The organism is Sediminibacterium sp. GW821-FHT12F12 (genome assembly GCF_058806635.1).
Window position 1 is genome coordinate 70,889 of record NZ_JBXAPW010000003.1, and the last position, 17,098, is coordinate 87,986.

A 17,098-nucleotide genomic window follows, 5' to 3' on the forward strand; every position below is an offset into this window, starting at 1 on the left:
GTGCGCTATTGTTTTACCGGTACCGGAAATTTTTCAAACAACAGCTGCATTCCTTTCTGCGCTTCGGCCTGTGAATCGGTTCGTTTATCGGGCACAATGCCCTGTACCACACCTTTCCATACCAGTTTTTGCTGTGCAGCATCTACCAGGTGAATGGCAGCGGTACCCTCGCGGTAGCGACCCACTTCTATCTCCTGGCTTTTCCAGCTATAATTGCGTTGGCCTATATAACGGGGGGCGCCATCTGTTCTCCAGTCGGTTTCCCTTGTCTGAATTTCTTCTTTTACCCGTATACCAATATTTACCAGCAGATCGGGATGCTGGCTGCTATGCTGGTAGCCTCTTCTTTCCAGTTCCCGGCTGATGGCTTCTTTCAGCAGGTTGATACGCTCATTGAATAACGTGCTCAACGTATCGCCGCTGGCACGCACCTGGTAAAAATCAAAGGTTTTGTATTTAGTCAGGTCTACATTATCACCCAGCTCTGTATGTAGCACTTTTGTACCAGAACAGCCCACCAGGGTCGTTACCAGTAATACGAACAGATATTTTTTCATAACCCTCATTTTAATCATCAGAACAAAGTTGCAGGCGGTACAAAAACCGGCTTGATCAGCTGTAGTCCGCAAGCAGCATTTAATTTATCTACCATATACACCGTCAGCTCCGGCGAAAAAGCCTCATCATGCATGTGCATAAAAAAGTATAGCTCCTCCAGCCCATTATCGATCCAGTACCCGATCCGGCTGATCCAGTCATCTACCCTTGTATAATCCGTTGGATGAAGACTGTTACCCACATACCGGATAAAAGCTTTCGGCACAGTAAGATGCATGTGCGCGCAATCTCTCCGGCCACTGGTATCGGTAATCACGATACCCATATTGATAGAACGGAGAAATTCGAATAGTTCTGTACGGATTGTTTCATTCCCAAACCAATCGGGATGCCTCACTTCAAGAAAAAAAGACATATCGGTGGGCAGTGACCGCAGAAAACTAAACAACTCTTCTTTCCGTTTGGCAGTAAACGCATCGCTCACCTGCACAAAAACAGGACCCAGGTGTTTTTCAAAAGCCACGATACCGCGCAGAAACTGTGAAGTGATAAAATCCTTGTTCAGCAAACTACCTCTGTGTGTAACCCCCTGGTACATTTTCGGGCAAAACATAAAATCCCTGTCGCCCGCTTTCTCTGCCCACCTGGCAATGCCTTCGGCTCCATAGATCTTATAATGCGTGGCATTCAGTTCAATACTGTTATAATGTTTTACATAATGTGCCAGAAAATCTTTTTCCTTGGTTTTGGGAGGATAGATCTTCCCCACCCATTCGGTCCGCCCCCATTTGGCGCATCCCAGGTATACTTTGGGAGCTGCCGCCCGTACGCCGGATAATACCTGCCGGTTAAAGACAGTATCTGCCGGTAAACGGAAATCAATGCCATCCAGCTCAGCCTCGGGAACGCGACCAAATTCCATGTCTTTTCTTTTCAGACCCTAAAGTTACGGGGTTGTGAGAAATGCTGTAATTTGTTTCACGGCAATCGTGAGACGTCAATAGTCAATAGTCAATAGTCAATAGTCAATAGTCAATAGTGAGTGGTGAGTGGGGCTCCGCAAAACTGACTACTGACTACTGACTACTCACGACTGACGACTCACCATTCACCATTGCCCATTCACAACCCAAGCAACATGAAACAACTGCTTAGCCTTCTAACCTTACTACCCGCACTGTTACTGGCCCAGCAGCGGCCGAATATTCTGTATATCATGAGCGATGACCATGATGCCAACGCCATCAGCGCCTATAATAGAACACTGATCAACACACCTAATATAGACCGTCTGGCCAAAGAAGGAATGCTGTTCAGTCATTCTTTTGTAGGCAATTCCATTTGCGGACCGGCCAGGGCCACTTTGTTAACGGGACTACACTCACACAAGAATGGATTTATCGATAACCGTTCCCGTTTTGATGGTTCGCAACTAACCATGCCCAAGCTGATGCAGCAGGCAGGATACCAGACAGCCATCATCGGCAAATGGCATTTAAGCACTTATCCTACAGGGTTTGATTATTGGAAAATTTTACCGGGTCAGGGGCTTTATTATGAACCACGCATCATCGGCATGAAGGGCGATACCAGCACCTATCATGGTTATGCCACCGACGTTATTACGGATGAATCATTGCTATGGCTGCAGGAAAAAAGGGATCCTGCCAAACCTTTTATGCTGATGCTGCATCACAAAGCACCACACCGGTATTTCTTTCCTGCCCTCAAACATATCGAACAGTACCATACCAAAACCTTTCCCGAACCGGAAAGTTTATATACAGATACCACCGGACGTGGCAGTGCCTGGCGCTTGCAAACCATGAGTATCCTGCCGGATATGAAACTTTCGAGCGACCTGAAAGTAGACCCGGCCTACCTGATGGATATTCCCTGGTTAAAACCCGACTCTTCCGAGATCGCTTATTACCGTTCCATCATTAACCGCATACCTGCGCAGGAAAGAAAAAGAATTGTAGAGATTTATAAGGAGCGGGGTGAGATCATTCAGCAACAACGTCCGCAGGGTAAAGAATTATTACGACTGAAATACCAGTGGTACATGCAGGATTACCTGGCCTGTGTAGCATCGGTAGATGATAATATCGGAAGGGTGCTGGATTACCTCGATAAAAGCGGTCTGGCACAGAATACATTGGTTGTATATACGTCCGACCAGGGTTTTTACCTGGGCCAGAATGGCTGGTTTGATAAAAGATGGATGTACGATATCTCCATGCGCTCTCCCCTGCTGGCCAGGTGGCCCGGCCATATCAAAGCCGGCACCAAAACCAATACCATGGTGCAGAACATTGATTATGCCCCTACCTTTCTTGATATAGCCGGCATTACAGTACCTGCTTCCATGCAGGGGCTAAGCCTGAAACCGGTATTGGAAAATCCGGTCAGAACCCTGCCGCGTAACAGTCTCTACTACCATTTCTATGAATATAAAGCAGACCATACGGTGCTGCAACATGTAGGGGTACGTACCAACCGTTACAAACTGCTCTATTTCTACACCGTAAACGAATGGCAGTTATTTGACCTGCAAAAAGACCCGGCAGAACTGAACAATGTGATAACCAACAAATCCTACCAGGCCATTCTGGACGAAATGAAGAAAGAGCTGCTCCGCCTCCGAAATGTATATGACGACCATGAAGCGGCGGGAGGACTGAAGTGAATATCGAACACCGAACAGGGAACACCGAATGTCGAAATAGTATCCGATGCATTGCAGTGGACCTTTTTGACTTTTTATTTTTGACTTTTGACTTCGACATTCGGCGTTCGATATTCGGTGTTCCCGGAGGCTAAAAAAATCTTTTCCCGCCTAAAATATTACCTTGCCCTGCCCGTCTACCCTTTTAGACATGACAAAGGCATTGACGATACCTGCCCCTATGGCCGAAGCCCGACGGAATACCATTACAGAGGTAATCAATACCTACAGCCACCGGCTGATGGGCTTTATACGCAAACGGGTTAGTAATGAGGCAGATGCGGAAGATATTCTGCAGGATGTATTTTACCAGTTCATCGGTAATACCAAACCCATTGAGCAGTTGACTGCCTGGCTGTTTACGGTTACCCGCAACAAGATCACCGACAGGCAACGCAAACACAAACCCGAATTACTGGAAGATCTCTATACCGAAGCAGATGATGAATCCATGTTTAACTGGACGGATCTGTTTTTTGACGAGCGCAATAACCCTGAAACCGATTATCTCCGTAATCTTTTCTGGGAAGCCCTGCACAATGCATTGAATGAACTGCCCCCGGCGCAGAGGGAGGTATTTATCCTGAATGAGATAGAAGGCGTACCCTTTAAAACCATTGCCGAACAAAGTGGCGAAACCATTAATACTTTACTCAGCCGTAAACGCTATGCGGTACTGCATTTGAGAGAAAGACTCGGCAGTTTGCGGGATGAGCTCTTACATAAATAAAAAACGAATCACCATGAATAAGCAATTCTGGATCAAAAAAATTATCGGCTTTACCTTACTGGCGCTCGCCATTGCCGGGGCGCTGGGTTATGTTGTTATGTTATTATGGAACCAGATACTGGCCGTTGTAATCAGCGGCGTGTCACTCATCAGCTTCTGGCAGGCACTGGGGCTGCTGTTACTGAGTAAAATTCTCTTTGGTGGATTTTCAGGCCGCTGTGGCGGTAAGGGAGGTCATTGGAAAAATGAGATGAAAGAAAAATGGCAGGGCATGACCCCCGAAGAAAGAGAAAAGATCAAACAGGAATGGCGCAACCGCTGCCGCATGTGGGGCACCGGCACCGGTCAGGACGCTTAAGCGGCCAGAACGGTGCGTACAGGATTAGAGCGGCATTATCAGTTTAATCCGAACATAGATCATATCATCTACATCAACCAAAAATACCGGTCAGACCGCTGCAGCGTTCCGACCGGGGACCAAAACCCATGGATATCCTCATCTTCAAAACCAATCTGCACAACCCCGAACTGGTTAACCAGGCCAGACCGGTTCTGCAAAACCTGCCCGGTATACACCGCTGGAATGTAGACATGCACGACTGCGACAACATTCTACGTATAGAAGCCCAACAACTTTCTGCCCGTGCTGTTGAAAGCTCGTTACAGGATGCCGGGTATTATTGCGAAGAGTTACTGGACTAAGGATTTCCAGTAATACTCCCGCTGGGGATATGTGACTTATGTTACAATCCCGCTCTTTTTCGGCTGGTACTTTTGCTTCCTCAAAAGAAGCATATGATATATAAAAGCCGTCGTTCTTATTTTCTACGCACGCTGGTTCTCTCTGTTTCAATGGTATTTTCTGCGCTGGCTGTTACAGCCCAGCAGCATACCAAACCGCTGTTACTCAACGATGCCATCCGTATGGCACAAGAGCAGAACAGACAGATTGGATTAGCCAGAACCGCTGAGAAAATCTCCCTTTCCCAATTCAAACAAACAGAAGCCATCTGGCTGCCGCAGGTAAACCTCTCCTACACAGGTTTTACCACAAACCAACCCCTGAATGCGTTTGGCTTTAAGTTACAGCAGTCACAGGTGCAGTCCAGCGATTTTAATCCCGCTACACTCAATCACCCCGGCGCCACTTCTAATGTAATGACCCAATTGAGTGTACAGCAGCCCATTTTTAACGCGGATATGAACTATCTGCGGAAAGCTGCTTTAAAAGAAGCGGAAGTGTACGCTTTCAAAACCCAACGAACCAAAGAAACCATTACCCTGCAGGTTACCAATAGTTACCTGCAACTGGAATTTGCGTACGAAGCCGTAAAGGTTTTGCAGGAGGCACTTACAACTGTTCGCGAGATCTATCGTTTTACCAATGACCGTTACCAGCAGGGATTACTGCAGAAATCAGATCTGCTGCAGGTAGAAGTACAGGTAAAAACGGTTGAGACCAACCTGGCAGAAGCCAATTCCCAGATCAGCAATATTTCTGATCAGCTTAGTCAGCTGATGAACACGGCCACCGGTCAGGTATATACCACACAAACGGTTGTACTGCCCGTTGCGGCCGGATTTACAGACAGCGTTTCAAGCGCACGTGCTGATATCAAAGCCATGAATACCGCCCTCTCTGCCTACGATCTCGCTATCAAAAGCACACAAAAATCCATGTTACCCCGGTTAAATGCATTTGGTAATTACCAGCTGAACGATCAAAAATTGTTCGGCTTTGGAGCCAATGCCTATTTCGCCGGCATCCAGTTATCCTGGGATATTTTTAAAGGCAACCAGGCCAAAAACAAAGCTGCTACACAAACGCTCGAAAAAACAAAACTGCAGGAACAACTGCAGGAGCAACTGCAACAGGGTACTGTTGAAATCCGCAAAACCAAACGCCAGCTGGATGATACCCGCTTCCGCATCAGTCAGCAGACCACTGCTGCAGAACAGGCAGAAGAAGCACTCAGAATTATCCGCAACCGGTATAGTCAGGGACTGGTAAACACAACCGATGTTTTAATGGCACAGAGCCAACTGGCACAGCAAAAAATGTTGCTGGCACAGGCACTGTTTATGCAGAAAAGTACCCTTACGTATTTACAATTTTTAACCACATCCAAATAATTAACCCGCAAATACATTGCTATGATAGTTAACAGATTTCCTCTCATCTTACTCGCCGCTACGGCAGTATTCTCACTGGCAGCCTGCTCCGGCGATAAAACCGAAACAGCCGCCAAAACAGAAGCACCGGTGGTTGTTCAAACAGCTACAGCAGGCGGAACAAGTATCAATGCCGGCGTACTTGAAGCCAGCGGACAGGTAGAAGCCTCTCAGTCAGTAAATATCAGTACCCGTGTAATGGGTTATATCACCCAGATGAAAGTAAAAGTAGGCGATCGGGTTAATGCCGGCCAGTTATTGTTCACAGTTAACAGCAACGATATCACCGCCAAAAGAGCACAGACCGATGCTATGATTGCCCAGGCTGAAGCCGCACAGCGTGCCGCACAAAAAGATCTTGACAGATATACGGCCCTGTACAAACAGCAAAGCGCGTCTGCCAAAGAACTGGATCAGGTAACCCTGCAGTTCCAGTCGGCTAAAGCCAGTGCAGATGCAGCCAGACAAATGCGCAACGAAGTAAGTGCCCAACTGACTTATACCATTGTAACTGCACCTTTTGCAGGCATTATTACCCAGAAAATGGCCGATGCCGGCAGTATGGCCAACCCCGGCATGCCGGTACTTACATTAGAGCAATCCGGTAATCTGCAGGTAAGCGCATCTATTCCGGAAAACCAGATCGCATCTGTAAAACTGGGAGATGCGGTCAACATGTCTATCGAATCAGCGAATAAAACCATCACCGGTAAAGTGATACAGGTAAACCCTTCTTCACAATTTACCGGCGGACAATACATCATTAAGATTTCTGTTCCTGCTTCTGAAGCCAAACAACTCTATGCAGGCATGTATGTGCATCTGCGTATTCCGGTAAAAGGAACAACCGCAGCTACCACAAAAGAATCCGGTAAAATACTGGTCCCCACCAAAGCCATTATCACCCGCGACCAGCTTACCGGCCTGTACACCATCAGTTCTCAGAACACAGCTTTACTGCGTTGGGTACGTTTGGGTACTACCAGCGGCGATCAGGTAGAAGTATTGTCTGGCCTAGCTGCCAACGAAACATTTATTCTCTCTGCCGAAGGCAGATTATACAATGGTGCACCGGTAACCATCAAAAAATAAACTATGGAAAAAGGACTCTCAGGTAATATAGCCAAAGCATTTTTACAATCAAAGCTGACCATCCTGCTGATGTTCGCTTTCCTCGCCATCGGTGCATACAGTACTTTCCTGATGCCCCGTGAAGAGGAACCGCAGATCCAGGTACCGATGGCAGATATCTTTATCGGTTACCCCGGTGCCACACCCAAAGAAGTGGAAACCAAGGTAGCCGCTCCACTGGAGAAATTTATCTCCAATATCAAAGGCGTAGAGTATGTGTACTCTACCTCTATGAAAGGTCAGGCCATGCTCATTGTTCAGTTTTATGTGGGCGAAGATGTGGAACGCTCACTCGTAAAACTCTACAGCGAGCTGATGAAACATATGGATGCCATGCCACAGGGCACCACCCTGCCTCTCATTAAAACACGTGCCATTGATGATGTGCCGGTAATGGCACTCACTTTATGGGGAGAGAATTATGATGACTACCGTTTGAAATTACTCGGCCAGGAACTTTCCAACGAATTAAAGAAAGTACCTGATGTAGCAGATATCTCTATCACCGGTGGCAGAAACCGCGAAGTAAAAGTAGTACTCGATAAATCACTGATGGCTTTACAGGGAGTGGATTTCCTCACCATCAGCAAAGCCATTCAGGCAGGCAATACACAGAGCGATGCAGGCACCCTGTTACAGAATGATGCCGCTTTTTCTGTGCAGACCGGCGACTTTTTAAACAGCGCAGAAGATGTGGCTAAACTGGTAGTAGGCATGAAAGGCGGTCAGCCTGTATACCTGAACCAGGTAGCCAAAGTATCGGAAGCCCCTTCTACCCCTGCCCAGTATGTTTTTTATGGTGCAGGAAAAGCAGATACGGCCGGTTATAAAAAATATAGTGCTTCTTATCCTGCCGTTACGCTCGCCATTGGCAAGAAAAAAGGAGCTGATGCCATGCAGTTGGCTACAGCCATCAAAGCCAAGGTAGCAAACCTGCAACAAAACCTGATCCCTTCAGATGTGCAGGTAAGCGAAACAAGAAACTATGGTGATACCGCTTCGCATAAAGTATCGGAACTGCTGTTCCACCTCTTTATCTCGATTGTGGTAGTAACTTTATTTGTGATGCTGGCCATGGGATGGCGCGGTGGACTGGTCGTATTCTTATCCGTACCCGTCACCTTCGCACTTACCCTGTTCAGTTATTATATGATGGATTACACTTTGAACAGGATCACCCTGTTTGCGCTGGTATTCATCACGGGTATTGTAGTGGATGATTCTATCATCATTGCAGAGAACATGCACCGTCACTTCAAAATGCGTAAACTACCACCATTACAGGCTGCCATTTATGCGATCAACGAAGTAGGTAATCCAACCATACTGGCCACATTTACCGTAGTAGCGGCCGTGTTGCCAATGGCATTTGTATCTGGATTGATGGGACCCTATATGAGCCCAATGCCCATCGGTGCTTCTATCGCCATGTTATTATCCTTGATCGTGGCATTAACCTTAACACCGTATCTCGGCTATATTTTTCTGCGTGAGAAAGAAAAGAAAGGGGTAACACAAGAAGATCATCACGGAGAAAAACTGGAAGAAAGCCGCATCTATAAAATCTATTACGCTTTTATTCAACCCATGCTGGAAACACGCTGGAAAAGATGGGCCTTTATCCTGGGCACGATTGTAGTACTGTTGGGATCGATGGTATTGTTTTATACCAAATCCGTAGCCGTTAAAATGCTGCCCTTCGATAACAAAAATGAGTTCCAGGTAGTGATCGATATGCCGGAAGGAACCACGCTGGAGAAAACACAGGCGGTGGCTGCAGATATCTCCAGTTACATTTCGGCGCAACCGATGGTAAAAAATTATGAAGGGTATGTGGGAACATCGGCACCGATCAGTTTTAACGGACTGGTGCGTCACTACGATGTAAGAAGAGGCGAAAACGTAGCCGACATCCAGGTGAACCTGGTAGATAAAACAGCACGCAGCGAACAAAGCCACGATATTGCCAAAGCCATGCGCGGCCCTATTCAGCAGATTGCTGCTAAGTATAACGCCAACGTAAAGATCGTGGAAGTACCACCAGGACCTCCGGTTCTCTCCACACTGGTAGCAGAAGTATATGGTCCGGATTACGAACAGCAGATCGCTATCGCGAAGCAGATCAAACAGATGATGCAAACCACAACTGATGTGGTAGATGTAGACTGGATGGTAGAAGACGATCAGCACGAATACCGCGTTACCGTTGACAAAGAAAAAGCGATGCGCAATGGGGTAGCCACCGCACAGGTTACAGCCACCGTGCAGGCAGCATTATCAGGCATGCCATCCGGTAATCTGAACCTGCCCAACGCTTTTAACCAGGTACCTATCCGTTTGCAGGTAACAGATGCAGACAAAGGAAGTATGAATCAATTACTGGACCTGCAAGTAACCGGTATGCAGGGCAATATGATAGCATTGCGCGATGTGGTGAATGTACAAACAGCCACCAAAGACAAAAGCATCTACCGCAAAAACCAGAAAGAAGTAGTGTATGTGATGGCCGATATGGCAGGTAAACTGGAAAGTCCGTTTTATGCTATCTCGCAGATCTCCGACAGTCTGAAGAATATCAAATTACCCGCTGGGTATACAACGCTTGCAGAAGAATACACCCATCAACCGGAGAACCAGGATGTGTATACACTGAAATGGGATGGCGAGTGGCAGATCACGTATGAGGTATTCAGAGATCTCGGTATCGCATTCGCAGCAGTGATCATCATCATTTATGTATTGATCGTAGGCTGGTTCCAGAATTTCACCGTTCCGTTGGTGATGCTGGCGGCCATACCACTTTCATTGATCGGCATCCTGCTGGGTCACTGGGTAATGGGTGCCTATTTTACGGCTACTTCTATGATCGGTTTTATTGCCCTGGCAGGCGTGATGGTCCGAAATTCGATATTGCTGATCGACTTCATTAATATCCGTTTACGGGAAGGCATCCCTTTAAAACAAGCCATCATTGAAGCCGGTGCGGTAAGAACCACCCCCATCCTCTTAACAGCCGGTGCCGTAGCACTGGGTGCCATCATCATCCTGTTCGATCCGATCTTTCAGGGACTGGCCATCTCGCTGATGGGAGGAACCATTACATCTACATTCCTGACACTGTTGGTAGTGCCACTGCTCTATTATAAAATGATGCGTGGTACAACCAAATAAAATCAACCCTTATGCAACTATTCATTATCACCGCCTTAAAAGAATACAGCGACCAGGCCGCGGCCTTGTTAAAAAAAGCAGGTATTCATATTTTCAGTGCCACTGATATCCAGGGCTTCAAAGACGGCAACAGCCATAACCTGCTCGACGACTGGTTCGGTGCCGGAGATGCCCAGTTCGATTCGATTCTCCTGTTTTCGTTTACCAGTACAGAACTGGCCAGCCGGGCCATGGAACTGGTGAAAGAATACAACGAAAAACTGGCCGATGAGTTTCCGCTCCGGGCTTTTACGTTAAATGTTCAACAATCATCACATTAAACCTACCCTCATGAAAGAAAGAATCGTTCGCGCAGTTGCCGGCACATTTGTATTGATCAGTGTAGTACTGGCATTTTATGTAAATATTCAGTGGTTATGGCTGGCGGTATTTGTGGGTGTTAACCTGCTGCAGTCATCTTTTACCCGTTTCTGTCCGTTGGAGATCATTCTGGTGAAAGCCGGTGTGAAAGAAGATAATATAGCAGGTAAGAATAATACAAACTGTTGTTAGTCTGTTGAAGGGGTACCCCCCCGACCCCAGAATCCGTGTAAATCTGTGTCATCTGCGGCCCGGCTATTCGCTGAAAGCCCTGATGGCACTGGATTTCCGGCTTTATTTCAAAAAAAAACGTCCGAAATACGCCCGTACCCCTAATTTTGCGCAATTCCTCGCAGAAATGAACCCTACATTAAACTCCAACGAATCAATCCCGTCGCAAAAGAAAAAGATCATTGTTTTGGGCAGTGGTCCTAACAGAATAGGTCAGGGTATTGAGTTTGACTACTGTTGTGTACATGGCTTACTGGCCATTAAAGAGTGTGGTTACGAGTCCATTATGGTGAACTGTAACCCCGAAACCGTATCAACGGATTTTGATATGGCAGATAAGCTCTATTTCGAGCCCGTTTACTGGGAGCATCTCTGGGAAATTATTGAACTGGAGAAACCGGAGGGTGTCATTGTACAGCTGGGCGGACAAACTGCCTTAAAGCTGGCCAAACGTTTGCACGAGAACGGCATTAAGATCATTGGTACTGCTTTTGAAGATATGGATATCGCAGAAGACCGTGGCCGTTTCAGTGATCTGTTGAAAGAACTTAATATCCCTTACCCTGAATATGGCACCGCCCTGAATGCCGACGAAGCTATTGCCGTTGCAAACCGGGTGGGTTATCCTGTACTGGTAAGACCGAGTTATGTAATTGGTGGACAGCGCATGCGGATCGTGATCAATGATGAAGATGTAGAGAAAGCCGTTATCAGCCTGCTGAAACATTTACCCGGCAATAAAATTCTGATCGATCATTTTCTCGATCGTTGCCAGGAAGCAGAAGTAGATGCCATTTTTGACGGCGAGAATTTTCATGTGATGGGTGTGATGGAACATATTGAACCTGCCGGTATTCACAGCGGCGATAGTAATGCGGTTCTGCCGTCATTTAATCTTACACCATTGATCGTGGAAACCATGGAATATTATTCCGAGAAGATCGCCCGAGCGCTGAAGATCAAAGGTCTGATCAATATCCAGTTTGCCATCAAAAACGATAAGGTATATGTGATCGAAGCCAATCCAAGGGCTTCCCGTACCACACCGTTCATTGCCAAAGCTTACCAGATCCCTTATCTCAATATTGCCACCAAAGTAATGATCGGCGCAGCCAAACTGACCGACTTTACCATGGAGAAAAAACTAGAGGGTTACGCCATCAAGGAACCTGTTTTCAGTTTCGAAAAATTCCCCGGCGTAAACAAAGAACTCGGTCCCGAAATGAAGAGTACCGGCGAAGCCATCCGCTTCATCAAAGACCTGCGGGATCCTTACTTCCGTACCTTGTACAAGGAAAGAAGTATGAACCTAAGTAAATAAACCAGGATACTTATACCGCGTATTTATACCTGATTAAACAGCCGGTTCTGCAAAGACCGGCTGTTTTGATTAGGTTTAGCCATGCGGCGATATGGGAAAAAATACTGGCGCTCCGCCCCTTTTGTACGACTATTGATTCCGTTGATCCCCGGCATCCTGCTTGGCCGCTACCTGGTTGTACCCTTTGCAATTCTTTGCATCACCGGTCTGGTTGCCTTAGGATTGCTTTTGCTGTTTCGGTTTTTGTCGTTGGCTTCACAATACCGGCTGAGATGGATCACCGGCCTGTTATTCAACCTGCTGCTAATCTGTCTCGGTGTTTCCCGAACCTGGCTGCAGGATCTCCGGCACCAACCCAACTGGGTGGGTCATCAGTTGCAACAAACCACCGGCATCCTGGTAACGCTGCAAGAGACACCTGTTACCAAAACCAATTCTTACAAAGCACTGGCAAAAGTAGAATGGGTACATACACAGAAAGGTTGGTTACCTGTGCAGGGAAACCTGTTACTCTATTTCAGAAAAAATAATCTGCCATCTGGCATTACCTATGGCTCACAGCTGCTGATAAAGAAAAAACTGCAACCCATCACCAACAGCGGCAACCCGGGGGCCTTTGACTACCGGTTATACTGCGCTTTTCAGGGTATTCGTCACCAGGTGTTTCTGCAGGATGGAGAATACAGGTTGCTTGCTACAAAAGGACTTTCCTCCTTCACCAACGCTTTGATCCGTACCCAAACAAAACTGCTTACCATCCTCCGCAAACGGATCCCCGGGGAAAAAGAACAGGGTGTGGCAGAGGCATTGCTGATCGGCTATCGCGAAGACCTTGATAAAGACCTGGTGCAGGCCTACAGTAATACCGGTGTGGTGCATATCATCGCCATCAGCGGTTTACACCTGGGTATGATCTATGGGTTATTGTTAGTTTTGCTGAAACCCTTCCGCAAATACAAAGTAATCCGTATCATCCGGCCAGCGATCCTGCTATTGGTTTTATGGGGATTCAGTTATCTCGCAGGCATGGCCCCCTCCATCTTACGATCAGTGGTCATGTTTTCCTTCATCATCATCGGCGAAAGTCTTGGCAGGCGAACGCAGATCCTGAATACCCTGGCCGCTTCGGCATTCTGTTTGCTTATCTACAATCCCTATTTTCTCTGGGATGTTGGGTTTCAGTTATCGTACACAGCCGTTACCAGTATTGTAATTTTTAGGCAGCCTATTTACCGCAGCATCTACCTCGAAAATCCCCTGCTGAGAAAACTCTGGCAACTCAATGCAGTAACCCTGGCGGCACAGATACTCACTTTACCTGTAGTGCTCTATTATTTTCACCAGTTTCCCAATTTATTTCTCTTTACCAATTTTATAGCAGTGCCTTTATCAGGCCTGATCTTATACGGCGAGTTATTGTTGTTGCTGGTGCATAAGTTCATTTTCGTAAATGAATTCACAGGTAAAATCATCACCTTTCTCATCCACCAACTGAACCAGGTAATCGAGAATACCCATCGCCTTCCTTTTGCCGTTACCGGTAATATTGCCTTCAGCCTGGCACAGGCGCTCCTGCTGTATGGTGTACTGATCGGTTTTGCCTTATGGATCAGCACCAAAAAACCAATGGCATTGATAGGGGCACTGGCTGCTTTCGGAGGCATATATTGTATGCGCGCCATCTCAGTTATAGAACAAAAGCAACAGCATAAACTGGTTGTATACAATATTCCCCGGATGCAGGCCATGGATATCATAGAAGGACGGAACTTTTTATTCCGGGGTAGCCCACAACTGCAGGATAAAACCAGCCTGGCCAATTATCACCTGGCTCCAGCCCGGCTTTTCTTTGGTATTTCCAACCCTGATCAGCTTAAACATACCCAGATTTCCGGAAACATCATTGCGGGCAGCCGGAAAACCGTGTTGGTGGTTGATCGGCCGTTAACTGGTCCTCTGCCAACTGAAAAAATCCCCGTAGACATTATTATCCTCAGTAGCAATCCCCGCCTGCACCTCAGTCAGTTGACCCAAAGATTTATTTGTGCACAATATATATTCGACAGCAGCAATCCATTGTGGAAAATACAGTACTGGAAAAAAGACGCGGACAGCCTACATTTGCGGCACCATACCATTTCTGAGCAGGGTGCTTTTGAAGTGGATCTCTGACGAACGCGCCGTTCTTTATTTCAACCAACCCCCGCGGGTTAAACACAGCAACATGCAAAAGAAAATTCAATCTGCCCTCATTTCCGTTTTTTACAAAGACGGACTGGAACCCATTGCCAAAAAATTACAGGAACTGGGAATCACCATCTACTCCACCGGCGGCACCCAGAAATTTCTGGAAGATCTCGGTGTTACCTGTGTACCCGTTGAAAGTCTGACCACCTACCCATCCATCCTCGGAGGCAGGGTAAAAACACTGCATCCTGCTATTTTCGGCGGCATCCTGGGCAGAAGATATGAAGCACAGGACCTGGCAGAGATGAAAGAATATAACATTCCCGAGATCGACCTCGTGATTGTTGATCTATACCCTTTCGAAGAAACCCTGCGTACCACCACAGAAGAAAAACTCATCATCGAAAAAATTGATATCGGTGGACCATCCATGATCCGCGCAGCAGCCAAAAACTTCCGCGACCTGGTAGTGATTGCTGCCAAAGACGATTATGCATCCCTGGAGAAATTACTGATCGACCAAAAAGGTGAAACTACTATTGAACAGCGGAAAGCTTATGCCGCCAAAGCTTTTGAAGTGGTGATGCATTACGATATTGCCATCAGCAACTATTTCAATCCCGGTATGCAACAGGTATTGCGCTATGGAGAGAACCCGCACCAATCGGCCGTATTCCATGGCAACCTCGCCGAACTGTTCACACAGCTGAACGGAAAAGAACTTTCTTATAACAACCTGGTAGATGTGGATGCTGCGGTACAGCTGATCCAGGAATTTACCAGCACCCAGCAGGCTGTGTTCGGGATCATTAAACACACCAATGTTTGCGGTATTGCAGAAAGAGCTACCGTAAAACAGAGCTGGGACGCTGCGCTGGCCGGCGATCCGGAAAGTGCATTTGGTGGTGTACTGGTATGTAACCAACCCATTGACAAAGCCACTGCTGATGCCATCAATGAGATCTTCTTCGAAGTACTGATCGCACCGGCATTTGATGCAGACGCACTGGAAGTATTGAAAAGCAAAAAGAACAGGATACTGCTCCAGCTTACAGCCAATACTGCAAAACTCAAAACCCCTTCCAAATCCTTACTCAACGGAACACTGGAACAGGGTGCAGACATCGGCAATTACAGCAAATGGGAAGAAGTAGGTGGCAGAGAAACCACAGCAGCCGAAAAAGAAGACCTGCTATTCGGCAACCTCGTTTGCAAACACCTGAAGAGTAATGCCATCGCCTTGATCAAGAACAAACAACTGGTAGGAAAAGGTTGCGGACAAACCAGCCGCATCGATTCGCTGCGCCAGGCCATTGATAAAGCCAAACAATTCAATTTCGATCTCAAGGGTGCGGTATTGGCATCCGATGCATTCTTCCCTTTTAACGATTGTGTGCAGATCGCACATGCAGCCGGCATGGAAGCATTTATACAGCCGGGCGGATCAGTCAGAGACAAAGACAGCATTGAATACTGCGTTACCAACGGCCTTGCCATGGTAATGACCGGTATGCGTCACTTCAAACACTAAAACAACAGCACTTCTCCCGCGGGGGAAGTGCTTATGGGACGGCGGGTATGACCACCAAACAAAAAGCCTATATCGCTTTAACACTTACCAGCATTATCTGGGGCACCAGCTGGATCGCCAGTAAGATTGGCGTGCAGAAAGTACCCGGACTGGAAGTGGCCGCCATCCGGCAATTAATTGCGGGTGTGGTGCTGGTAGCATTTTTCCTTATCCGGGGACAGAAGATTCCCAGCTGGAAAGAACTGCGCTGGTTAACACTGATGGCGGTACTGTTGTTCATCTCCGCCAATGGCATCGCAACCGTTGCCTTAAAATATGTACCCAGTGGTATGGGGGCATTGATTTCGGCACTCTATCCATTATGCGTGGTCATTATTGAAAGAATTTTTTATAAAAACACAAAGATTACCCTGGGAACTTTCGCCGGACTGTTTCTGGGTATTGGGGGTATTGCTATTGTGTTTTACGATAATGCCTTTCATAACTACACAGAAGGGTATGCTTGGGGCATCATTCTATCGGTACTGGCCATGTTGAGCTGGAGCGTAGGAACCATCGTACTTTCCCGCACTAAAATAAAAATGAATGCCTACAACGCCACCGGCTGGCAGATGCTGATCAGTGCAGTAATCCTTTTTATCATGCTGCTTGTTTCAGGTGACCATATTCCGCTATCCCAAATACCGCATGAAACCTGGGGTGCTATTGCTTACCTCGTGGTAGCCAGTAACCTCATTACTTTCGCTGCTTTTATTTATTCAATGAAACATCTGCAGCCTGCCGTAGCCTCTTTGTACGCATATATCAACCCCATCGTTGCCATATATGTGGGTTCACTGGTGATGAATGAAAAGATCACCCTCAGCATCATCATAGGGTCACTGATTACGTTAGTAGGTGTTTACCTCGTAAACCAAAGTCTCCGCAAACAGAAAGAAATCCTTACCCAAACTACCGATGCGGATGCAATGTGATGTA

15 protein-coding genes are annotated in these 17,098 nt (G+C 46.9%); 13 read left to right on the plus strand and 2 right to left on the minus strand.

Going from position 1 to position 17,098, the window contains the following annotated elements; genetic code table 11:
• Positions 1-5: 5 nt before the first annotated feature.
• A complete protein-coding gene (locus AC1RNB_RS05450; RefSeq protein WP_493081394.1) occupies positions 6-557 on the minus strand; it encodes a DUF4136 domain-containing protein in 552 nt (183 codons plus the stop codon).
• 17 nt (positions 558-574) lie between these two features.
• Positions 575-1,480 (minus strand): DUF72 domain-containing protein, encoded by a 906-nt coding sequence (locus tag AC1RNB_RS05455; RefSeq protein ID WP_493081396.1) that lies wholly within the window; start codon positions 1,478-1,480, stop codon positions 575-577.
• Positions 1,481-1,696: 216 nt separating this feature from the next.
• On the opposite strand from AC1RNB_RS05455, the gene AC1RNB_RS05460 reads away from it, so the two are divergent.
• The 13 genes from AC1RNB_RS05460 to AC1RNB_RS05520 all read left to right on the plus strand — a co-directional run bounded on the left by AC1RNB_RS05460 (position 1,697) and on the right by AC1RNB_RS05520 (position 17,094).
• Complete coding sequence (locus AC1RNB_RS05460; RefSeq protein ID WP_493081398.1) at positions 1,697-3,247, plus strand: sulfatase family protein; 1,551 nt, start codon at positions 1,697-1,699, stop codon at positions 3,245-3,247.
• A 190-nt stretch (positions 3,248-3,437) separates the two neighbouring features.
• The gene (locus AC1RNB_RS05465) at positions 3,438-4,016 is read left to right on the plus strand and encodes an RNA polymerase sigma factor (RefSeq protein WP_493081400.1); all 579 of its coding nucleotides are present in this window, start codon (positions 3,438-3,440) and stop codon (positions 4,014-4,016) included.
• Between the two features lie 13 nt (positions 4,017-4,029).
• Positions 4,030-4,374: a hypothetical protein gene (locus AC1RNB_RS05470; protein WP_493081402.1), complete on the plus strand. Its 345-nt coding sequence runs from the start codon at positions 4,030-4,032 to the stop codon at positions 4,372-4,374.
• Between the two features lie 128 nt (positions 4,375-4,502).
• The gene (locus AC1RNB_RS05475; RefSeq protein ID WP_493081404.1) at positions 4,503-4,718 is read left to right on the plus strand and encodes a hypothetical protein; all 216 of its coding nucleotides are present in this window, start codon (positions 4,503-4,505) and stop codon (positions 4,716-4,718) included.
• Positions 4,719-4,811: 93 nt separating this feature from the next.
• Complete coding sequence (locus tag AC1RNB_RS05480) at positions 4,812-6,149, plus strand: TolC family protein (protein WP_493081405.1); 1,338 nt, start codon at positions 4,812-4,814, stop codon at positions 6,147-6,149.
• A 21-nt stretch (positions 6,150-6,170) separates the two neighbouring features.
• A complete protein-coding gene (locus tag AC1RNB_RS05485; protein WP_493081407.1) occupies positions 6,171-7,280 on the plus strand; it encodes an efflux RND transporter periplasmic adaptor subunit in 1,110 nt (369 codons plus the stop codon).
• A gap of 3 nt (positions 7,281-7,283) precedes the next feature.
• A complete protein-coding gene (locus AC1RNB_RS05490; protein ID WP_493081409.1) occupies positions 7,284-10,490 on the plus strand; it encodes an efflux RND transporter permease subunit in 3,207 nt (1,068 codons plus the stop codon).
• Positions 10,491-10,501: 11 nt separating this feature from the next.
• Positions 10,502-10,810, plus strand: a complete 309-nt coding sequence (locus AC1RNB_RS05495; RefSeq protein WP_493081411.1) for a hypothetical protein — start codon at positions 10,502-10,504, stop codon at positions 10,808-10,810.
• 10 nt (positions 10,811-10,820) lie between these two features.
• Positions 10,821-11,042: a YgaP family membrane protein gene (locus tag AC1RNB_RS05500; RefSeq protein ID WP_493081413.1), complete on the plus strand. Its 222-nt coding sequence runs from the start codon at positions 10,821-10,823 to the stop codon at positions 11,040-11,042.
• A 4-nt stretch (positions 11,043-11,046) separates the two neighbouring features.
• On the plus strand, positions 11,047-12,402 hold the full coding sequence (locus AC1RNB_RS05505; protein ID WP_493081415.1) for a carbamoyl phosphate synthase preATP-grasp domain-containing protein: 1,356 nt from the start codon (positions 11,047-11,049) through the stop codon (positions 12,400-12,402).
• An 81-nt stretch (positions 12,403-12,483) separates the two neighbouring features.
• Complete coding sequence (locus tag AC1RNB_RS05510) at positions 12,484-14,574, plus strand: ComEC/Rec2 family competence protein (protein WP_493081417.1); 2,091 nt, start codon at positions 12,484-12,486, stop codon at positions 14,572-14,574.
• 52 nt (positions 14,575-14,626) lie between these two features.
• Positions 14,627-16,120, plus strand: a complete 1,494-nt coding sequence (gene purH / locus AC1RNB_RS05515) for a bifunctional phosphoribosylaminoimidazolecarboxamide formyltransferase/IMP cyclohydrolase (protein ID WP_493081418.1) — start codon at positions 14,627-14,629, stop codon at positions 16,118-16,120.
• Between the two features lie 47 nt (positions 16,121-16,167).
• Positions 16,168-17,094, plus strand: coding sequence for a DMT family transporter (locus tag AC1RNB_RS05520; RefSeq protein WP_493081419.1), 927 nt, complete (start codon positions 16,168-16,170; stop codon positions 17,092-17,094).
• The last annotated feature ends 4 nt before the right edge of the window (positions 17,095-17,098 follow it).